This is a genomic window from Citrobacter sp. KTE151 (assembly GCF_000398845.1).
GTDB classification, from domain to species: domain Bacteria; phylum Pseudomonadota; class Gammaproteobacteria; order Enterobacterales; family Enterobacteriaceae; genus Citrobacter; species Citrobacter braakii.
In genome coordinates this window covers 404,486-418,621 of record NZ_KB976063.1, presented here as the reverse complement: position 1 = coordinate 418,621, position 14,136 = coordinate 404,486, and the positions used below count along the sequence as shown (strand labels likewise).

Here is a 14,136-nt window from a genome sequence, read left to right as displayed (position 1 = left end):
CACAATATGAACAGATATGAACAGAAAGAGACAACAACCAGGATGTCGCATCACATTGTCATTGTTGAGGATGAACCCGTTACCCAGGCACGATTACAGGCTTATTTTGAACAGGAAGGTTATCACGTCTCGGTCACAGCCAGCGGAGCCGGCCTGCGTGAAATCATGTCACAACACTCTGTCGATCTTATTCTGTTAGATATCAATCTCCCGGATGAAAATGGCTTAATGCTGACCCGCGCCCTGCGTGAACGCTCAACGGTGGGGATCATCCTGGTAACGGGTCGTAGTGACCAAATTGACCGTATCGTTGGCCTGGAAATGGGGGCTGATGATTATGTCACCAAACCGCTGGAGCTACGTGAACTGGTGGTGAGAGTGAAAAATTTACTCTGGCGTATCGACCTTGCCCGCGAGGCGCGACCGGAGGCTAAAGACAACTGCTATCAGTTTGCCGGGTATTGTCTGAACGTCTCCCGTCATACTCTGGAACTGGGCGACGAGGCAATCAAACTCACCCGCGCCGAGTATGAAATGCTGGTCGCGTTTGTCACCAATCCGGGGGAAATTCTCAGTCGCGAACGTTTACTGCGCATGCTTTCGGCGCGACGGGTAGACAATCCGGACTTACGCACCGTGGACGTACTGATCCGCCGTTTACGCCACAAGCTGCGGGCTGATTTACTGGTGACACAGCACGGGGAAGGCTATTTTTTAGCGGCTGACGTGTACTGATACAGATAAACAGGACGGAATCCGCCGGGTGACAACGAGCACTTTACATGCTGACTGTCGGCATTTTTCGGGGTGAGCACCAGGATCGGCGGACTGATATTTTCCGGCACCGGTTGTCCTTGTAATACTCTGATAGCCTGCTGAATCGCCAGTTCACCTTGCCAGACCATTTGATCGCTGGCAGCCATAATGATTCTTTCGCGTTTAAGCCCGCGATACACCTGATGCGACAAATAAAAAGAGACGACAGTTAACGGCGCGCCCTGATTGCGCTTCTCCCCCATTGCCGCTTCCGCAGCAATTGCCGTACCGGCCACCACGTCAACATCCGGGTGACGCTCAAGCATCTCCTGCAACAGGTTACGCTGTATTTCAATATCATTATCGCCCAACGCCACATCCACGATGCGCACCTGACTGCCGGCAATCGCCTGACGGAATCCGGCCACCATCTCACGACTGCCCCCGGCGTCATCAGGTCCTGGCAATAATAAGACCTTTAGCGGTTTGCCCGCGCTCCACTTAACCAAATAGCGGCCTGGCTGATAACCCATCTGGAACCACGGAACCCCAACCCGGGCTTTTACCGTTGCGTCATGGATAGCATTCACCACCTCGATAACCGGTAGCGTGCCAACCTGTGCCTGCAAATCCGGAAAAGTCGTCGTGCTGCTGCCCAACAAAATGGCATCCGCGCCCCATTGCTGGCATTGAGCGATTTGTGATTTTTGCGTGTCGAACTGGCGATACCCTCCCGCCTCGAGCACCTTCAGGCTTACGCCGTATTTTTTCGCCGCCTCCAGCATGCCGTAATTCACGGAAAGCCAGTAGGAATCCTTCAGGCTGGGATACAGCGCACACAGTTTCCAGACTTTGTTCGCAGTAACGTCCGTTAGCGGCTCCGGCACTGCCTGCTGGGTATCCTGCCAGCGCAGCAGTGCGGACCCGGTCGCGTGACCTAAGCCGGGAAAAAGTGTGATAAGCAGGAAAACCAATACGCGCATGATAGCCTCAACATTGATAAGGCTTTATCCTAGTTGCTTTCCTCTTTTGGACTCAACCTTTTTAATCTGTGGCGACCCGACAGTGAATTTATCTCTGACCAAACGACTGTGGATAGGCTTCGGGCTGATGGCGGCACTGACCCTCATTAGTACGCTGGTAGGCTGGTATAACCTGCGTTTTGTCAGCCAAGTTGAACAGGCCAATACCCAGGCGCTGATCCCGACCATGGACATGGCGCGCCAGCTCAGCGAAGCCAGCGCCTGGGAACTGTTTTCCGCGCAGAATCTGACCACCGCAGATAATGAAAATATGTGGCTGGCTCAGGGGCGTATGTTAACCGCCCAAAGCCTGAAAATAACCGCATTACTGAAAACCCTGCGTGAGCAGGGCTTTGACACGTCGGCCATTGAACAACAGGAAAAAGAGATCGCCCAGTCGTTAAGCCATCAGGGGGAGTTGGTTGGCGAACGTCTGAAACTGCGCGATCGGCAGCAACAGCTCAGCCAACATATTGTTGAGGCTACCGCCGACGTTGCCGAAATGGCGCGCGGTCAGGCCAGTAATGCCGCCACCTCGGCGGGCGCTACGCAGGCAAGCATTTATGATTTGATTGAGAGCCATCAGGGGCAGGCGGCAGAACACGCTCTCGACAGGCTTATCGATATCGATCTGGAATATTATAACCAGATGAATGAACTGCGCCTGAGCGCGCTACGCGTGCAGCAAATGGTGATGAATCTGGGGAATAACCAGGCGCAGAATAACCTTGCAGCGCTGGAAACCCAGCTTAATGCCGCCGTCAGAGTGCTTCACCGCCGACAAATACGCATTGAAGATCCGGTGGTACGCACCCAGGTTGCCGGCGCTGTAAATTCGATAAGCCGTTATGTCGATCTGCTGGCCCTGCATCGTCAGGATAATGACATCACCACCCGCTTACAGATCTTATCGCAGAACAATATCGAGCAATTTACCCGTTTCAGTAGCGAAGTGAGTCAGTTGGTAGAAATCATTGGCCAACGCAATCAGACCGGGCTGGCGCATCTCAAACAGGCCAGCCAGCGCGGGCAAATGCTGCTGCTGCTGTTAGGTGCGGTGTCATTGTGCTTGTTAATTCTCATTCTTTGGCGCGTAGTTTACCGCTCGGTCACGCGTCCGTTGGCGCAGCAAACCCAGGCGTTACAGCGTCTGCTTGAAGGTGATATTGACTCCCCATTTCCGGAAACAGCGGGCGTTCGCGAACTGGATACCATCGGTCGGTTAATGGACGCCTTTCGCGGCAGCGTTCACGCCCTTAATAGCCATCGCGAACATCTGGCCGCTCAGGTAAAAGCTCGCACCGCCGAACTGCGTTCTATGGTGTCTGAACACCGGCAGGCGCGGGCAGAAGCCGAAAAAGCCAACCAGGCAAAATCGGCGTTTCTGGCCGCCATGAGCCATGAAATACGCACCCCGCTGTATGGGATCCTCGGCACTGCGCAGTTGCTCTCAGACAATCCCGCTCTGGCGCAGCATCAGGAGAATCTGCGCGCAATCACCGACTCTGGCGAGTCTCTGCTGACCATCCTCAACGATATCCTGGACTATTCCGCCATCGAAGCGGGCGGAAAAAATGTGGCGATCGGCGATGAACCTTTTGAGCCAAGACCCTTGCTGGAAAGTACGCTTCAGCTCATGCACGGTCGCGTTGTGGGTCGCCCGGTCGTGCTGGTTACGGATTTTGCCGACGATGTCCCCGACTCCCTACGCGGCGATCCGCGCCGCATTCGGCAAATCATAACTAACCTATTAAACAACGCGCTGCGCTTTACCGATCGCGGACACATCACCCTGCGTAGCCGATGTAAAGACCAGGACTGGTATATTGAGGTTGAGGACACGGGATGCGGGATTGACCCTGTCCATCAGCGCGATATTTTTCAGCCGTTTGTTCAGGTTAGCGGTAAACGTGGGGGGACCGGGCTTGGACTCACTATCAGTGCCAGCCTTGCGCAGGCGATGCAGGGAAAACTGAGCGTCACCAGTACGCCGGGAGTCGGAAGCTGCTTTCGTCTGCGTCTGCCATTACGGGTTGGCGCGATGCCGGTAGCTAAATCCGTTCCACGTGCCATATCGTTACAGGGTTTACGCTTACTGCTAATCGAGGATAACCCCCTCACGCAGCGCATCAGTACAGAAATGCTCACCCTCAATGGCGCTCAGGTCACCGCTGCCGACAGTGCGGCTGCGGCGCTCACCATACTGCAGCAAGACGCCCAGTATAATGCCGCGCTGGTTGATTTTGATCTTCCGGATATCGACGGCATCACGCTGGCGCAACAGTTAACCCGCGAGTTTCCGACGTTAAAGCTAATAGGCTTTAGCGCACACGTCATCGACGAAACGCTAAGCCAAAGAACCAGCACCCTGTTTCTCGGCGTTATTCAAAAACCGGTTCCCCAGGATGAACTCAGTCGGCTCATTACCCATTATCTGCACGGTAACGCCCCTCTCCCGGTTGCATTAGAAAATGACAACCAACGGTTAGATACCCAGCAATTAGCCGGGGATATCCAGCTAATGGGATGGCAAAAGGTGCACGAATGGTTAGCGCTCTTTAAGCAACACAGCCTTCCTGTATTAGATGAGATTGACGCAGCGCGCGCAACATGTGAGTACGAGAAGATAAAACGTCTGGCACATCAGCTAAAAAGCAGCTGCGCCAGCATGGGGATGCGTTCTGCCAGCAGGATGTGCGCAGCGCTTGAACAGCAGCCGCTAGCTGATTTTTCACTCAGAGAGGAAGTACAACTAAGTCTTACAGAAGTGGAAATGTGGTTGGCAAAAGAAAATTTGTCGCGATTAGCCGAAGCTGAACATCAGAAGTGACGTTGAAATGGTACGCCCTGTAGGATTCGAACCTACGACCTACGGCTTAGAAGGCCGTTGCTCTATCCAACTGAGCTAAGGGCGCATTGCGAAGTGATTACTTCATGCAGATGAAACGCGTGAATTATACGGTCAGCGCTTGCTGAGTCAATGCCTTTTGTTTCGGTTGCTGGCGAAGTGTACGAATGTTGATTTTTTCTGCTCGTTCAAAGGTATCCAGGAAATCACCTGGTAACAACTCAGCCCGCAAAACGTCAGATTTAGGGATACATGTATTTAGAATATTTATGATTTTGCTTAACATTCCTTTATCCCCTCTCCAGTGGTCAGGAACTCTTTAATGTTAAGTATCGCCATCAAGGAAGAAAACAGTCACTTCGAACATGGACTGAAAATCATCATCTCCCATCTGGCAAATCAGTGGCATCAGGAGATTAGCTTTTTACCTGTCGAAGATATCGATCGCGCGGAAATCGCGTTTATCTCACTGGATGAAGATTGGCTCAGCGCCGATTGTTACATGGTTCCTGTCCACACCAGGCGCCAACACCGGGTGGTCATCTGTAGCAAAAACGACAAAGATAAGCTGATGTTCCGCCCCTGCCTGTACATGTTGCCACTGATTTATCGGGAAGATGACGTCGACGAGATAACCAAAAAACTGGTCCTCATCCTGCAAAAACGCGCACTGCGCACTAGCGTGCCCGCGACTATCTGCCATTACTGCACCACCCGCAACTTTTCTATCGAAGAACGCCAGTTCTTAATGTTTCTCGCCAGCGGGTATACGTTATCCGAAACGGCTCATCTGCTCTCAGTCAGTGATATCCAGGCCAAAGCGACCCGCCGCAGCATTATGAAAAAGCTGCATGTGAAAAACGATCAGCAATTCTTAAGATACATCCGCGCACATCTGAACTTTCTGCAAAATTAGACGGGGTATCTCTGCCTAATTTTTATTGAGAAATATCTCATCATCGATTAAGCATCGGCTCCTACTGTACCTGGCTTCAGGCTGCGAGAATAATCCGGCCATACTATTTCCGGGGTAACAGAAAGACACACCCGGTAATATTTTATCTAATCTCAGAGAGAGGTTGAACTGGATAAAACGATCTTTTGGGCATTGAGTAAGACATCAGAAAACTTCCGGCAGATTATTCTGATGGAGTACGCAATTGCCAGTCTGATGATTGTTGAAGCACTGAAACCCAACGGCACAAGTCAACTCACCTTTGCGCTGACAAAAGTTTGGTTCAGGGATGCCTGTAGTCAGCAATTTATCCAGACCTGCCGCAACAGAAATGGAATGGAAAAGGATGCACAGTGCAAAACGCCGGGACCGCTATCGCCGTATACGAAACGCTAACTGTAGCTGGCAATTTCCCCACTGTACCTCACAGGTATTTGACCGGATCGAGTATCTGGCGCAAAAACTCGAATACACCTTACCGGACGGCACTATATCTCAGGCGATAATTACGACAGACTACTATCTGGCCTATGCGCTGAGTCGACATTTATTCTCAGGTACTCGCACGGCGATCTTCCAGAGCGTTGAATCGACTTTGCTCAGCATGCAAGAGCCGGTAATTAGCCAGTTAGTGATTGACATTGAAAGCTTAACAATCCCTTATTTCGATATACTTGAAAGCCTGCGCCAGCTAATTAAGAAGCATAATGACATCCAAATCTTCATAATGCTTTCCAGTCGCGATGAAGACCTCACTACATTTATTTCACTGTCCGGTCCATTTTATATCTTGCCACGCAATTTGCGCCTCCCCGAGATGCGCCATGCCTTATTATCTCCGGTTCTTAACTATATTCATTCCAGGCGCATAAATCAGCTCGACTGGGAGCTGATTACCTTACTATTACAGGGTAACTCCTTAAAAAAGATTGCATTGTTACAGGCACAACCCTACCACCGCATCATCTATCGCCTGAACCAGTTGATTACGCGCCTTGGATTACCCAGCAGGCAGCGCTTTTTGCATCTGATACACCGCCTCAACGTTACCTCTCTCCATTTAATTTAACAACATAACTCATTGTGCTATAAGATTTTTTAGGAAATTACTTATTCTTTAATAAGAAAAAAGATCTAATTTTTACAAATATTTAATATTTACAACTATTCCTGGTATTATGCCTGGAGGCACACTCACACTTAACCTTACTGATCCTGTGCATTTCAATAAAAAATAGTCCTATTGCAGCCTTAACAAAACCTAAACAATTGGTTTATTGTGTCGTTTTTACTGTTTAAAAAAAAATTTTCAATCTGCCATAATTCGAACCACAGATAAATAATACCAATAGTCATTAACACATCTGGATCTTTCAGAATATCCTAACTGACATTAACAACCAGGATGTTGTAAGTCTTTTCCGAATGAGCAGAGCAGGTATAATCCCCACAGTTTCCTGATTAATTGTTAGTTTTCCCGGTGTGAAATGGATTTTCCACAAATTCATTGTTCTGCAGAAGAACAACCGAATAAACAAGGATGAAATAATATTTATTCGGCTCTCCCTCAGAACAATTCTTGGCTATTTGACAATATTATAACGCCTGATGTTTTATCAAATTCGCAAGATACGCAAACAGTTTGAGGCATACAACAATGAAACCAGCATCCGTTATCATTATGGACGAACACCCTATTGTCAGAATGTCGATAGAAGTACTACTCGAGAAAAACAGTAATATTCAGGTAGTGTTGAAAACCGATGACAGCCGTACGGCAATAGAACACCTGCGCACGTACCCGGTCGATCTTGTCATCCTGGATATTGAACTGCCTGGTTCTGATGGGTTTACATTACTCAAAAGAATAAAGTCATTGCAGGAGAAAACTCGGGTACTGTTTCTGTCCTCAAAATCCGAGTCATTTTATGCCGGGCGTGCTATCCGGGCCGGTGCAAATGGGTTTGTCAGTAAACGAAAGGATCTCAATGATATCTACAATGCGGTAAAAATGATTTTATCGGGATATTCCTTTTTTCCTTCGGATACCCTTAATTTCATTAACAATATAAATGCACAAAAAGGCGTCTTACATGACATGCCGCTCTCTAACCGTGAAGTTACCGTTTTGCGTTATCTGGCAAACGGGCTATCCAATAAGGAAATTGCTGAGCAGTTGTTACTCAGCAATAAAACGATTAGCGCTCACAAGGCTAATATCTACTCCAAGCTCGGGTTGCACACCATCGTTGAGCTGATCGATTACGCAAAAATGCATGAATTAATGTAATAACACTCCCGGCGAGATTTCGTTCGGGAGTGTTTTGTTAGCGCATTGATTAGTTATAGTTAATCATGAACGTGGCATCAGCCCTGGCAATGCCAGGCTGAACCCCAGCAGCTAACGCGATATAGTTTGCGAAAAAGGTCAGCGTGGCATTGCCGTTCTCATCAATCCCCACCGTCTGACTGGCCTGCTCGAGCGGCAATCGTGTACGGTCGCTGTCGTGCAGTTCGATCGCCACCTTTTGCGCCATCACCGCGTCATCAAGCGCCAGCAACGTCGTGCCCGGGGCCGGAGTTCCGGAAAACGTTATCGAAGCGGAACCCGGCGGGCAGCCTTCTAGCTTCAGCGTAAACGCGACCGGTTGAGTGGTATCTCCGCTGGTCTGAAGCTGCTTGGTCGGCCAGGTGCCTAGCTCCACGGACTTATTGCTGTCGCTGGCAATTACCGCGCAGGTAAAGTCCACCACGTTTCCGCGCAGTTCAATATTGATTTCCCCCAGCGACGAAGCGGCATGGCACAACGAGCTGAATGTCAGCAGGCACACCATTACCAGGCGTTTCCCTGCGGCTGGCGTTTGCTTGTTAGTCATAATCCACTCGCAGATAGCCACGGGCTGTAAAAGGTCCTTCGGTAGGCTTATTGCCCGTTACGCTAACCGGCCATGTTCGAATACCCACGCTCGCCGCGGCGTTATCATCCAGTTGAAACGGGATAGTGCTGGACAGATTATTGGGCGTCAGCGGTTTACCGCTGCTGTCGGCGACAATAAAACCTAAATCGGGATTGTCAGATACCATCATTTGCCCGGTGGCTTTCTCGGCCTCTACACGCATGGTTAAGTAGGCCTGTGCAGCGACGTTGGTGCATTTTATCGCTACCGTTTTGGTCTGCGGATTGATGCCTTCAGGCCGGTTTCCCGCTCCTGCCTTGCTAAACAGCGATGCGCCAATATCACCAAAATCAAACTCGACAATCTGCCCGGCGTTTACTTCGCAGTTTTGTGGAACCTCCACCTTGCCGCTGTAGCTGATGGTATAAACCGGCACGCTTAGCGCATCTCCGGTACTGGTCGTGACATAGACGCTGAACATCGTCTGCCGCGGAATCGGCACCATGTTAATAAACGGGCGGATCACTTTGAGCTTAAACACCAGCTTTGAATCCATCACGCCAAAAGGCTGCTGCTTAGGTACGTTAGGGTGAGTCCCCATGCGAATGTAATTACGCGGGGGATAAAATAACCCGGCATAGCTATCGGTTATGCTCATGGCCCCCAGCAGGTAGTCATTGAGCTTCAGATACTGGAAGCCGCCTTCGGTACTTTGAACCGGAAGTTCAGTGACATAGCTTCGATAGGTGTAATTTACCGTTGTCCCGGCCGGACAGGTGGCATTCACGCCAATCCAGCCAGATTTTTCCGGTAACGTCACCACCTGTCCCGGTTGGTTGTTACTACTGTTGAAGACATTCGACAGATCGTAAAAAACATCCGTTGGCGTGCCATTCGAGTTTTGGCAGACCGTCGCCCAGGACGAATGGGCTATCAGCAGTAAAGCGCTTCCCAGTAACAAACCCGTTTGTCGTTTCATCGTATTATTCCTGTCGTGCTGACGGAGATTCGCACGTCACGTTCGTGAGCGTTACCGCTTGTTTCAGGCTATCCTCTGGCAAGGCATAGCGCGCCACGCAGCGCGCGTTTGCGCCTTCCCCCCATTGGATCAACAACTCGCCTTCTAGCGGCAAGCCGCTCAGGTAGATTTGCCCGTCTTCACCCACCATGCTGGTCACGCCGCTGGTGTTTTCACGCACGACGGAGCCAAACGGCACTGGTTTACCGGCATGTTTGGCGGTAATCAGCGCCCGCACACCGATTCGTGTATCAAACGCCGCCCGCACCAGCGCCCCTTGCGTTGGCACTACGCTACTGACGTTATTCTCCACATCGGTATTGTTGTTCATGGAATTGGTGTCTAACGCGACGCGGTTATAGCGATAGACGGTGGCATATGGCATCACCGCGTATCCGCGCCAGTCGGTTTGAACGCCGGTCTGGTTCTCTATCCGTACACCCTGCGCGCCCGGCGCTTTAATCAGCACGTTGGTATCGCCCAGAGGCTGACTGAGCGTAATGCCGTCCGCATGCCCCACCACGCCGCCGGAGAGCTGCCAGTTGTAGTCATGCTGGTCACGGTCGTAGTTGTAACCCACGCCCAGCGTGCCATAGGCCGCCTGCCAGTTGGCGCTGGCGTTTCCGCTATAGCCATTGCTGCTGCTGTGCCCCTGATTCACGCTGTAGCTCAGGTTGCGCCCATCCAGCAACGTACCGCCGATCCCGCTCTGCCAGCTGTTCTGTCCGTTGCTATTACGGTTGGCATTAAAGGTGGCGTAGGTGCGATCGAGGGCGTTATCACGCGAGTAACGCCGTCCGCTCAGCAGGCTGAACGGTACAGACATATTGAACGCCAGAATACGATCGGTGTCGGAGATGCCAACCGATTCATTCCACGACCAGGAGAGTGAATAGCTAATCCCCTGCCAGCCGCTGGCATAGCCCAGTTGATACCAGGTATTGGTGTCTGAGGTATTCCAGTACGTCTGCTGACTACCCGAGATATACAGCGATCCGTAATCCCCCAGATTCTGCGAAATGTTGATCTGGAAACGGCCCTTTTTGCTGTAGCTCAGGTTGTGGTAACTCGTCACATTGGGCACGTCGTGGCGATTGCCCTCACTGTCGTATTCGTACTCATAGCCTTCCATACTGCGATACGCCACATCGTCGAGGGTATAGAAGCCACGCGTTGAGTAGCGATACCCCAACAGCTGGAAGTTAGTGCCAAAATTGTTCAGCGATTTCGCATACAAGAAACGCAAAGACTGCCCCTGGTGCGTACTGTCATCCGCCAGTTGGCTGCGCGCATGGGTGAGATCGACAGAAACCGCTCCCCAGTCCCCCAGGTTTCGACCGGTGCCTAAAACCACCGCGGTGTAACGTGAGGCCAACTGCGTACCACCGTATGCGGTATAGCCCTCTGGTAACCCGGCAATTAATGTTCCCTGGAAAAAGAACGGTGAAGATTGCTGGCTATTGCCGCTGCGAAAATCCCCGGCGACAACGTCATATTTGAAACGCCCTTCTCGCTGTAATAAGGGAACGGTGGAGTACGGCACCGTATAGCGTTGCTGGCTGCCGTCCTTCTCATCCACCGTGACCTCAAGATCACCGCTGGATGACGTTGGGTTGAGATCGGTTATCGAGAAAGCGCCGGGGGAAACATAGCTTTGATAAATCACATAGCCATTCTGACGAATGGTCAGTTTCGCTGCGGTACGCGCAATGCCGCGAACGGTAGGCGCGTAGCCCTGTAAGCTGTCGGGATACATACTGTCTGAGGAATAGAGCCGCGCACCGCGAAACCCGACGCTGTCAAAAACGTCGTTGCCAGTGTTGCTGTCGCCCATCACCAGTTCGCCCTTCAGCGGGATAATTGCGCGCTGAAGCCATGTACCGATGTTTTTCCAGCTTTGTGAGTGGTATCCGTCGCCCTTGGAGTAGCTCCACGCACCGTTGTTTCTCAGCCGCCAGGGGCCATAGTTCAGACCACTGAGCATACTGAGGAAATAGCTGTCAGTATCACTGCCGCGGCTGCCGGTAAAGCTGTAGTTAACCAGCGCGGCCGGGATCCCTTCATCCCACTCTTCCGGTGGAATATAGCCGCGCGCGCTGTTTAACATTGACGCCTGTGGCAGGCTGACGTTTAAGCGCAGGGTAGAAAAATCAAACGCAATCTCGCTGCCAGGAATCGCCTCAGGTAGATTGATACAGGTATCGTTCGGATCCTTACTGAGTGCCGGAAACGCGGCGATATTGACGCCAAGGCGCTTCACCCAGTCGAGTCCAAAGCACGGCATCAGCCCACCGGACTTCTCCCCGGCTTTTGCCGCACTGGTAGTAAAACGAATATCCTGAGTGGCAACAAACTCATCGTTGCGCCAGATATCCACGCGATAAACGCCTTCAGGCTGGTGATTGCCTTTTTCAAAACGTGATAAATCCGCCACGGTTGCCGTATCCGCAGATAAAAAGGCCGGATTAAAATAGCTTTCCCCATAGCTTAGAGAGGGAAAGAGCGCCGCCAGCGTGGACAACGCCACCCCCGCCAGCGGTGGCGTAACCCCCGGTAACAGGCCAGGAAAATACGTTGTCTTATTCATCGTTATCTCAACGCACACTAACCGTTTTGGCCGGGGTCACAGCGCCATAATCATTGACCGTCTGGAACGTGACGTTGCCCTGAACGCCCGTGGGTAGCAGGACCTGCGCATCGCTTTTCGGCGCAACCATCACGTTATCGACCTTCGTTTTCCCCACATTGAGATTGACCAACGTGACGTAGTACGCTGACGGATTGTTGATTTTCAGGTGGTTGCCGGAGCGGGAAAAGGTCAGCATTCCTGGTGCATCTTCCGGGATTTGCGGCAGATTATTCGGACGAACGAAAAGTTTGATGCGTGACAGAATCGCCAGTTGCAGAACGTTTTTGCCCTCAAGGCTGTTTTTATTGACTGACGGAATGGCTTTGACGTTCATCCAGAACAGCGACTCACGGTCTTTGGGCAGCGGTTCACCGGCATAGATGATACGCAGCGTGTTTTCGCTTTTGGGTTCACTAACAAACAGCGGAGGCGTAACCACAAACGATTTTTCTTTAGCGCCGGCGCTATTCTCAATCCATGAATTTACCAGGTAACGTTCTTTGGTATCGCTATTGCTAATAGACAGGGACGTTTGTTTAGCATCGGCCGGATAAATAACGCGAGTGGCGCCTAATGCAATGCCTCCGGCAGCCTGAACACTGGCAGCAGAAAATAAGGCCAATAAAAGGATAAAACCTGATTTTAGATAATTAAACATAGCTAAAAATACCTTTGATGCGATTATCGTTGGGAAATAAATCAGGGATAAACCAACGTAAACCACACGTCTGAGCGAAGCGTTCCCGGCGTTATATTTTCCGAGACAGCCCGATAGCGGGCAGTGAAATGAAACGTCATCTCTTGCGTTATAATCGGCGCATAATGAAGCGGCAGGGCATTCGGTATAATTTGCCGTTGGCGCTCGTCAAATAACGCCAGACCAATCCCCGAAGCCGCAGACGCATCGCCGCTGGCAAGAAAAACCTGCGGATCTTCCGCTGGCGTCACGCCCGCAAACGCAATCCCAACATGGTCATAAACATCGGAGCTGCACGACGTTAAGCGCAGTGAAAACGGTACGCTGGTAGAGGCGAAGCTTCCCGTCCCAGAGAAAGCATTGGTGCGATACTGCCCCATTTGCACCCGCATATCCTGACTGTCAGTGGCGACCGTACAGGCGCCGTTGACGAGCTGCCCCCGTAAGTGAACACGGCCACTTTCCAGTATTACCGTATGTGAAAGCACAGGCATTACGCACAGCATTCCCGCCAGCGCCACGCCTTTCCCTATCATCTGCCGCATCCTTCATCATCCCCGGATATTGCCTCATCCATTGAGGCGAACGTCATCCTTGCGCAAATCAAAACGGCTTATTCGTACTTCATGATGAATGTCGCGTCGGCATTTGCCTGACCCGGCGTTGCGCTTGCGGCAGTGGCTTTGTAACGCGCAGAGAAACGCAGGGTGTTGGTCCCTTCTACCAGCGCCTGAGCGGTAGAGAAGGTTGCGCCATCCGGCTTCAGCGCGGTGGACGTATTGTCCAGAATTTCAATCCCAACACCGCCTGCAGTGGTACCGTTGTCTGCAGAAGTGACGGCCAGCAGGTTGTTATTGGTAATATCGGACTGGCCTGAGAAAGCAACGGCTGCGGTTGCGGCAACGTTCGGGTCACAGTCGTTCAGCACGATAGAGAACGGAATTTGTGCTGTAGTGTCACCCACTGCGGCAAAACTGGCAGTACGATACTGGCCTAACGTCACAACCTGATCGGATGACTGAGTACTGACTGCACAGGCTGCATTGACCAGTTCACCTTCAAAATGCACAGTACCGCCGCTAACGCTTACCGGATCGGCTGCAACCGCTGCACCGGCGACTAACATCAGGCTGGCAATAACAGAAGAGGTCATTAATTTACGTTTCATGGATTTCCCTTGAATTACACACATCCGGCTCCGGCATCCTGCGGGATCCGTTTGAATCATTATCGACATTAAATGTCAGGCTAATTATCTCTGCATCCTGTAAAGATATATATCGCATGAGAATTAGCTAACCTTTTACCCCAACT

13 protein-coding genes and 1 tRNA gene are annotated in these 14,136 nt (G+C 51.3%); 5 read left to right on the top strand and 9 right to left on the bottom strand.

Annotation, left to right across the window (positions count from 1 at the left end; translation table 11 throughout):
• Nucleotides 1-42 precede the first annotated feature (42 nt).
• Nucleotides 43-735 carry a two-component system response regulator TorR gene (torR, locus tag WC7_RS19320; RefSeq protein ID WP_016152137.1) on the top strand — a complete coding sequence of 231 codons (693 nt, stop codon included), beginning with the start codon at nucleotides 43-45 and terminating at the stop codon, nucleotides 733-735.
• On the opposite strand, the gene torT is transcribed toward torR, so the two are convergent.
• Complete coding sequence (gene torT, locus WC7_RS19325) at nucleotides 708-1,739, bottom strand: TMAO reductase system periplasmic protein TorT (RefSeq protein WP_016152136.1); 1,032 nt, start codon at nucleotides 1,737-1,739, stop codon at nucleotides 708-710. The genes torR and torT overlap by 28 nt on opposite strands.
• A gap of 82 nt (nucleotides 1,740-1,821) precedes the next feature.
• Here torT and torS point away from each other — a divergent pair, with 82 nt between their 5' ends.
• Nucleotides 1,822-4,608, top strand: a complete 2,787-nt coding sequence (torS, locus tag WC7_RS19330; protein ID WP_071601755.1) for a TMAO reductase system sensor histidine kinase/response regulator TorS — start codon at nucleotides 1,822-1,824, stop codon at nucleotides 4,606-4,608.
• An 8-nt stretch (nucleotides 4,609-4,616) separates the two neighbouring features.
• On the opposite strand, the gene WC7_RS19335 is transcribed toward torS, so the two are convergent.
• Together WC7_RS19335 and WC7_RS19340 are read right to left on the bottom strand one after the other, a co-directional pair.
• Nucleotides 4,617-4,693 (bottom strand) — tRNA-Arg (locus WC7_RS19335).
• Between the two features lie 39 nt (nucleotides 4,694-4,732).
• On the bottom strand, nucleotides 4,733-4,912 hold the full coding sequence (locus WC7_RS19340; protein ID WP_016152134.1) for a hypothetical protein: 180 nt from the start codon (nucleotides 4,910-4,912) through the stop codon (nucleotides 4,733-4,735).
• A 36-nt stretch (nucleotides 4,913-4,948) separates the two neighbouring features.
• Between WC7_RS19340 and fimW the strand changes: the two genes are divergently transcribed.
• The 3 genes from fimW (at nucleotide 4,949) to fimZ (ending at nucleotide 7,871) form a co-directional block, all read left to right on the top strand.
• Nucleotides 4,949-5,542 (top strand): fimbria biosynthesis transcriptional regulator FimW, encoded by a 594-nt coding sequence (gene fimW / locus WC7_RS19345; RefSeq protein ID WP_016152133.1) that lies wholly within the window; start codon nucleotides 4,949-4,951, stop codon nucleotides 5,540-5,542.
• A gap of 385 nt (nucleotides 5,543-5,927) precedes the next feature.
• A complete protein-coding gene (locus WC7_RS19350) occupies nucleotides 5,928-6,650 on the top strand; it encodes a fimbria biosynthesis regulator FimY (RefSeq protein WP_016152132.1) in 723 nt (240 codons plus the stop codon).
• A 588-nt stretch (nucleotides 6,651-7,238) separates the two neighbouring features.
• Nucleotides 7,239-7,871 carry a fimbria biosynthesis transcriptional regulator FimZ gene (fimZ, locus tag WC7_RS19355; protein ID WP_016152131.1) on the top strand — a complete coding sequence of 211 codons (633 nt, stop codon included), beginning with the start codon at nucleotides 7,239-7,241 and terminating at the stop codon, nucleotides 7,869-7,871.
• Nucleotides 7,872-7,920: 49 nt separating this feature from the next.
• On the opposite strand, the gene sfmF is transcribed toward fimZ, so the two are convergent.
• The 6 genes from sfmF to fimA all read right to left on the bottom strand — a co-directional run bounded on the left by sfmF (nucleotide 7,921) and on the right by fimA (nucleotide 13,990).
• Nucleotides 7,921-8,457 (bottom strand): fimbria assembly protein, encoded by a 537-nt coding sequence (sfmF, locus tag WC7_RS19360; protein WP_016152130.1) that lies wholly within the window; start codon nucleotides 8,455-8,457, stop codon nucleotides 7,921-7,923.
• Nucleotides 8,450-9,457, bottom strand: coding sequence for a type 1 fimbria D-mannose specific adhesin FimH (gene fimH / locus WC7_RS19365; RefSeq protein WP_016152129.1), 1,008 nt, complete (start codon nucleotides 9,455-9,457; stop codon nucleotides 8,450-8,452). Before fimH ends, sfmF begins: the two co-directional genes overlap by 8 nt.
• A 4-nt stretch (nucleotides 9,458-9,461) precedes the next feature.
• The gene (locus WC7_RS19370; RefSeq protein WP_016152128.1) at nucleotides 9,462-12,083 is read right to left on the bottom strand and encodes a fimbrial biogenesis usher protein; all 2,622 of its coding nucleotides are present in this window, start codon (nucleotides 12,081-12,083) and stop codon (nucleotides 9,462-9,464) included.
• A gap of 7 nt (nucleotides 12,084-12,090) precedes the next feature.
• Nucleotides 12,091-12,783 carry a type 1 fimbria chaperone FimC gene (gene fimC, locus WC7_RS19375; protein WP_016152127.1) on the bottom strand — a complete coding sequence of 231 codons (693 nt, stop codon included), beginning with the start codon at nucleotides 12,781-12,783 and terminating at the stop codon, nucleotides 12,091-12,093.
• A gap of 41 nt (nucleotides 12,784-12,824) precedes the next feature.
• Complete coding sequence (fimI, locus tag WC7_RS19380; protein WP_016152126.1) at nucleotides 12,825-13,358, bottom strand: type 1 fimbrial protein subunit FimI; 534 nt, start codon at nucleotides 13,356-13,358, stop codon at nucleotides 12,825-12,827.
• 77 nt (nucleotides 13,359-13,435) lie between these two features.
• On the bottom strand, nucleotides 13,436-13,990 hold the full coding sequence (gene fimA / locus WC7_RS19385) for a type 1 fimbrial major subunit FimA (protein WP_032946983.1): 555 nt from the start codon (nucleotides 13,988-13,990) through the stop codon (nucleotides 13,436-13,438).
• Between the last annotated feature and the right edge of the window lie 146 nt (nucleotides 13,991-14,136).

Coding starts and splice junctions, on each gene's coding strand:
- fimZ (WP_016152131.1), top strand. CDS start 7,239: ATGAAACCAGCATCCGTTATCATTATGGACGAACACCCTATTGTCAGA.
- fimW (WP_016152133.1), top strand. CDS start 4,949: ATGTTAAGTATCGCCATCAAGGAAGAAAACAGTCACTTCGAACATGGA.
- sfmF (WP_016152130.1), bottom strand. CDS start 8,457: ATGACTAACAAGCAAACGCCAGCCGCAGGGAAACGCCTGGTAATGGTG.
- WC7_RS19350 (WP_016152132.1), top strand. CDS start 5,928: ATGCACAGTGCAAAACGCCGGGACCGCTATCGCCGTATACGAAACGCT.
- fimH (WP_016152129.1), bottom strand. CDS start 9,457: ATGAAACGACAAACGGGTTTGTTACTGGGAAGCGCTTTACTGCTGATA.
- torR (WP_016152137.1), top strand. CDS start 43: ATGTCGCATCACATTGTCATTGTTGAGGATGAACCCGTTACCCAGGCA.
- fimI (WP_016152126.1), bottom strand. CDS start 13,358: ATGATAGGGAAAGGCGTGGCGCTGGCGGGAATGCTGTGCGTAATGCCT.
- torT (WP_016152136.1), bottom strand. CDS start 1,739: ATGCGCGTATTGGTTTTCCTGCTTATCACACTTTTTCCCGGCTTAGGT.
- WC7_RS19370 (WP_016152128.1), bottom strand. CDS start 12,083: ATGAATAAGACAACGTATTTTCCTGGCCTGTTACCGGGGGTTACGCCA.
- WC7_RS19340 (WP_016152134.1), bottom strand. CDS start 4,912: ATGTTAAGCAAAATCATAAATATTCTAAATACATGTATCCCTAAATCT.
- fimA (WP_032946983.1), bottom strand. CDS start 13,990: ATGAAACGTAAATTAATGACCTCTTCTGTTATTGCCAGCCTGATGTTA.
- fimC (WP_016152127.1), bottom strand. CDS start 12,783: ATGTTTAATTATCTAAAATCAGGTTTTATCCTTTTATTGGCCTTATTT.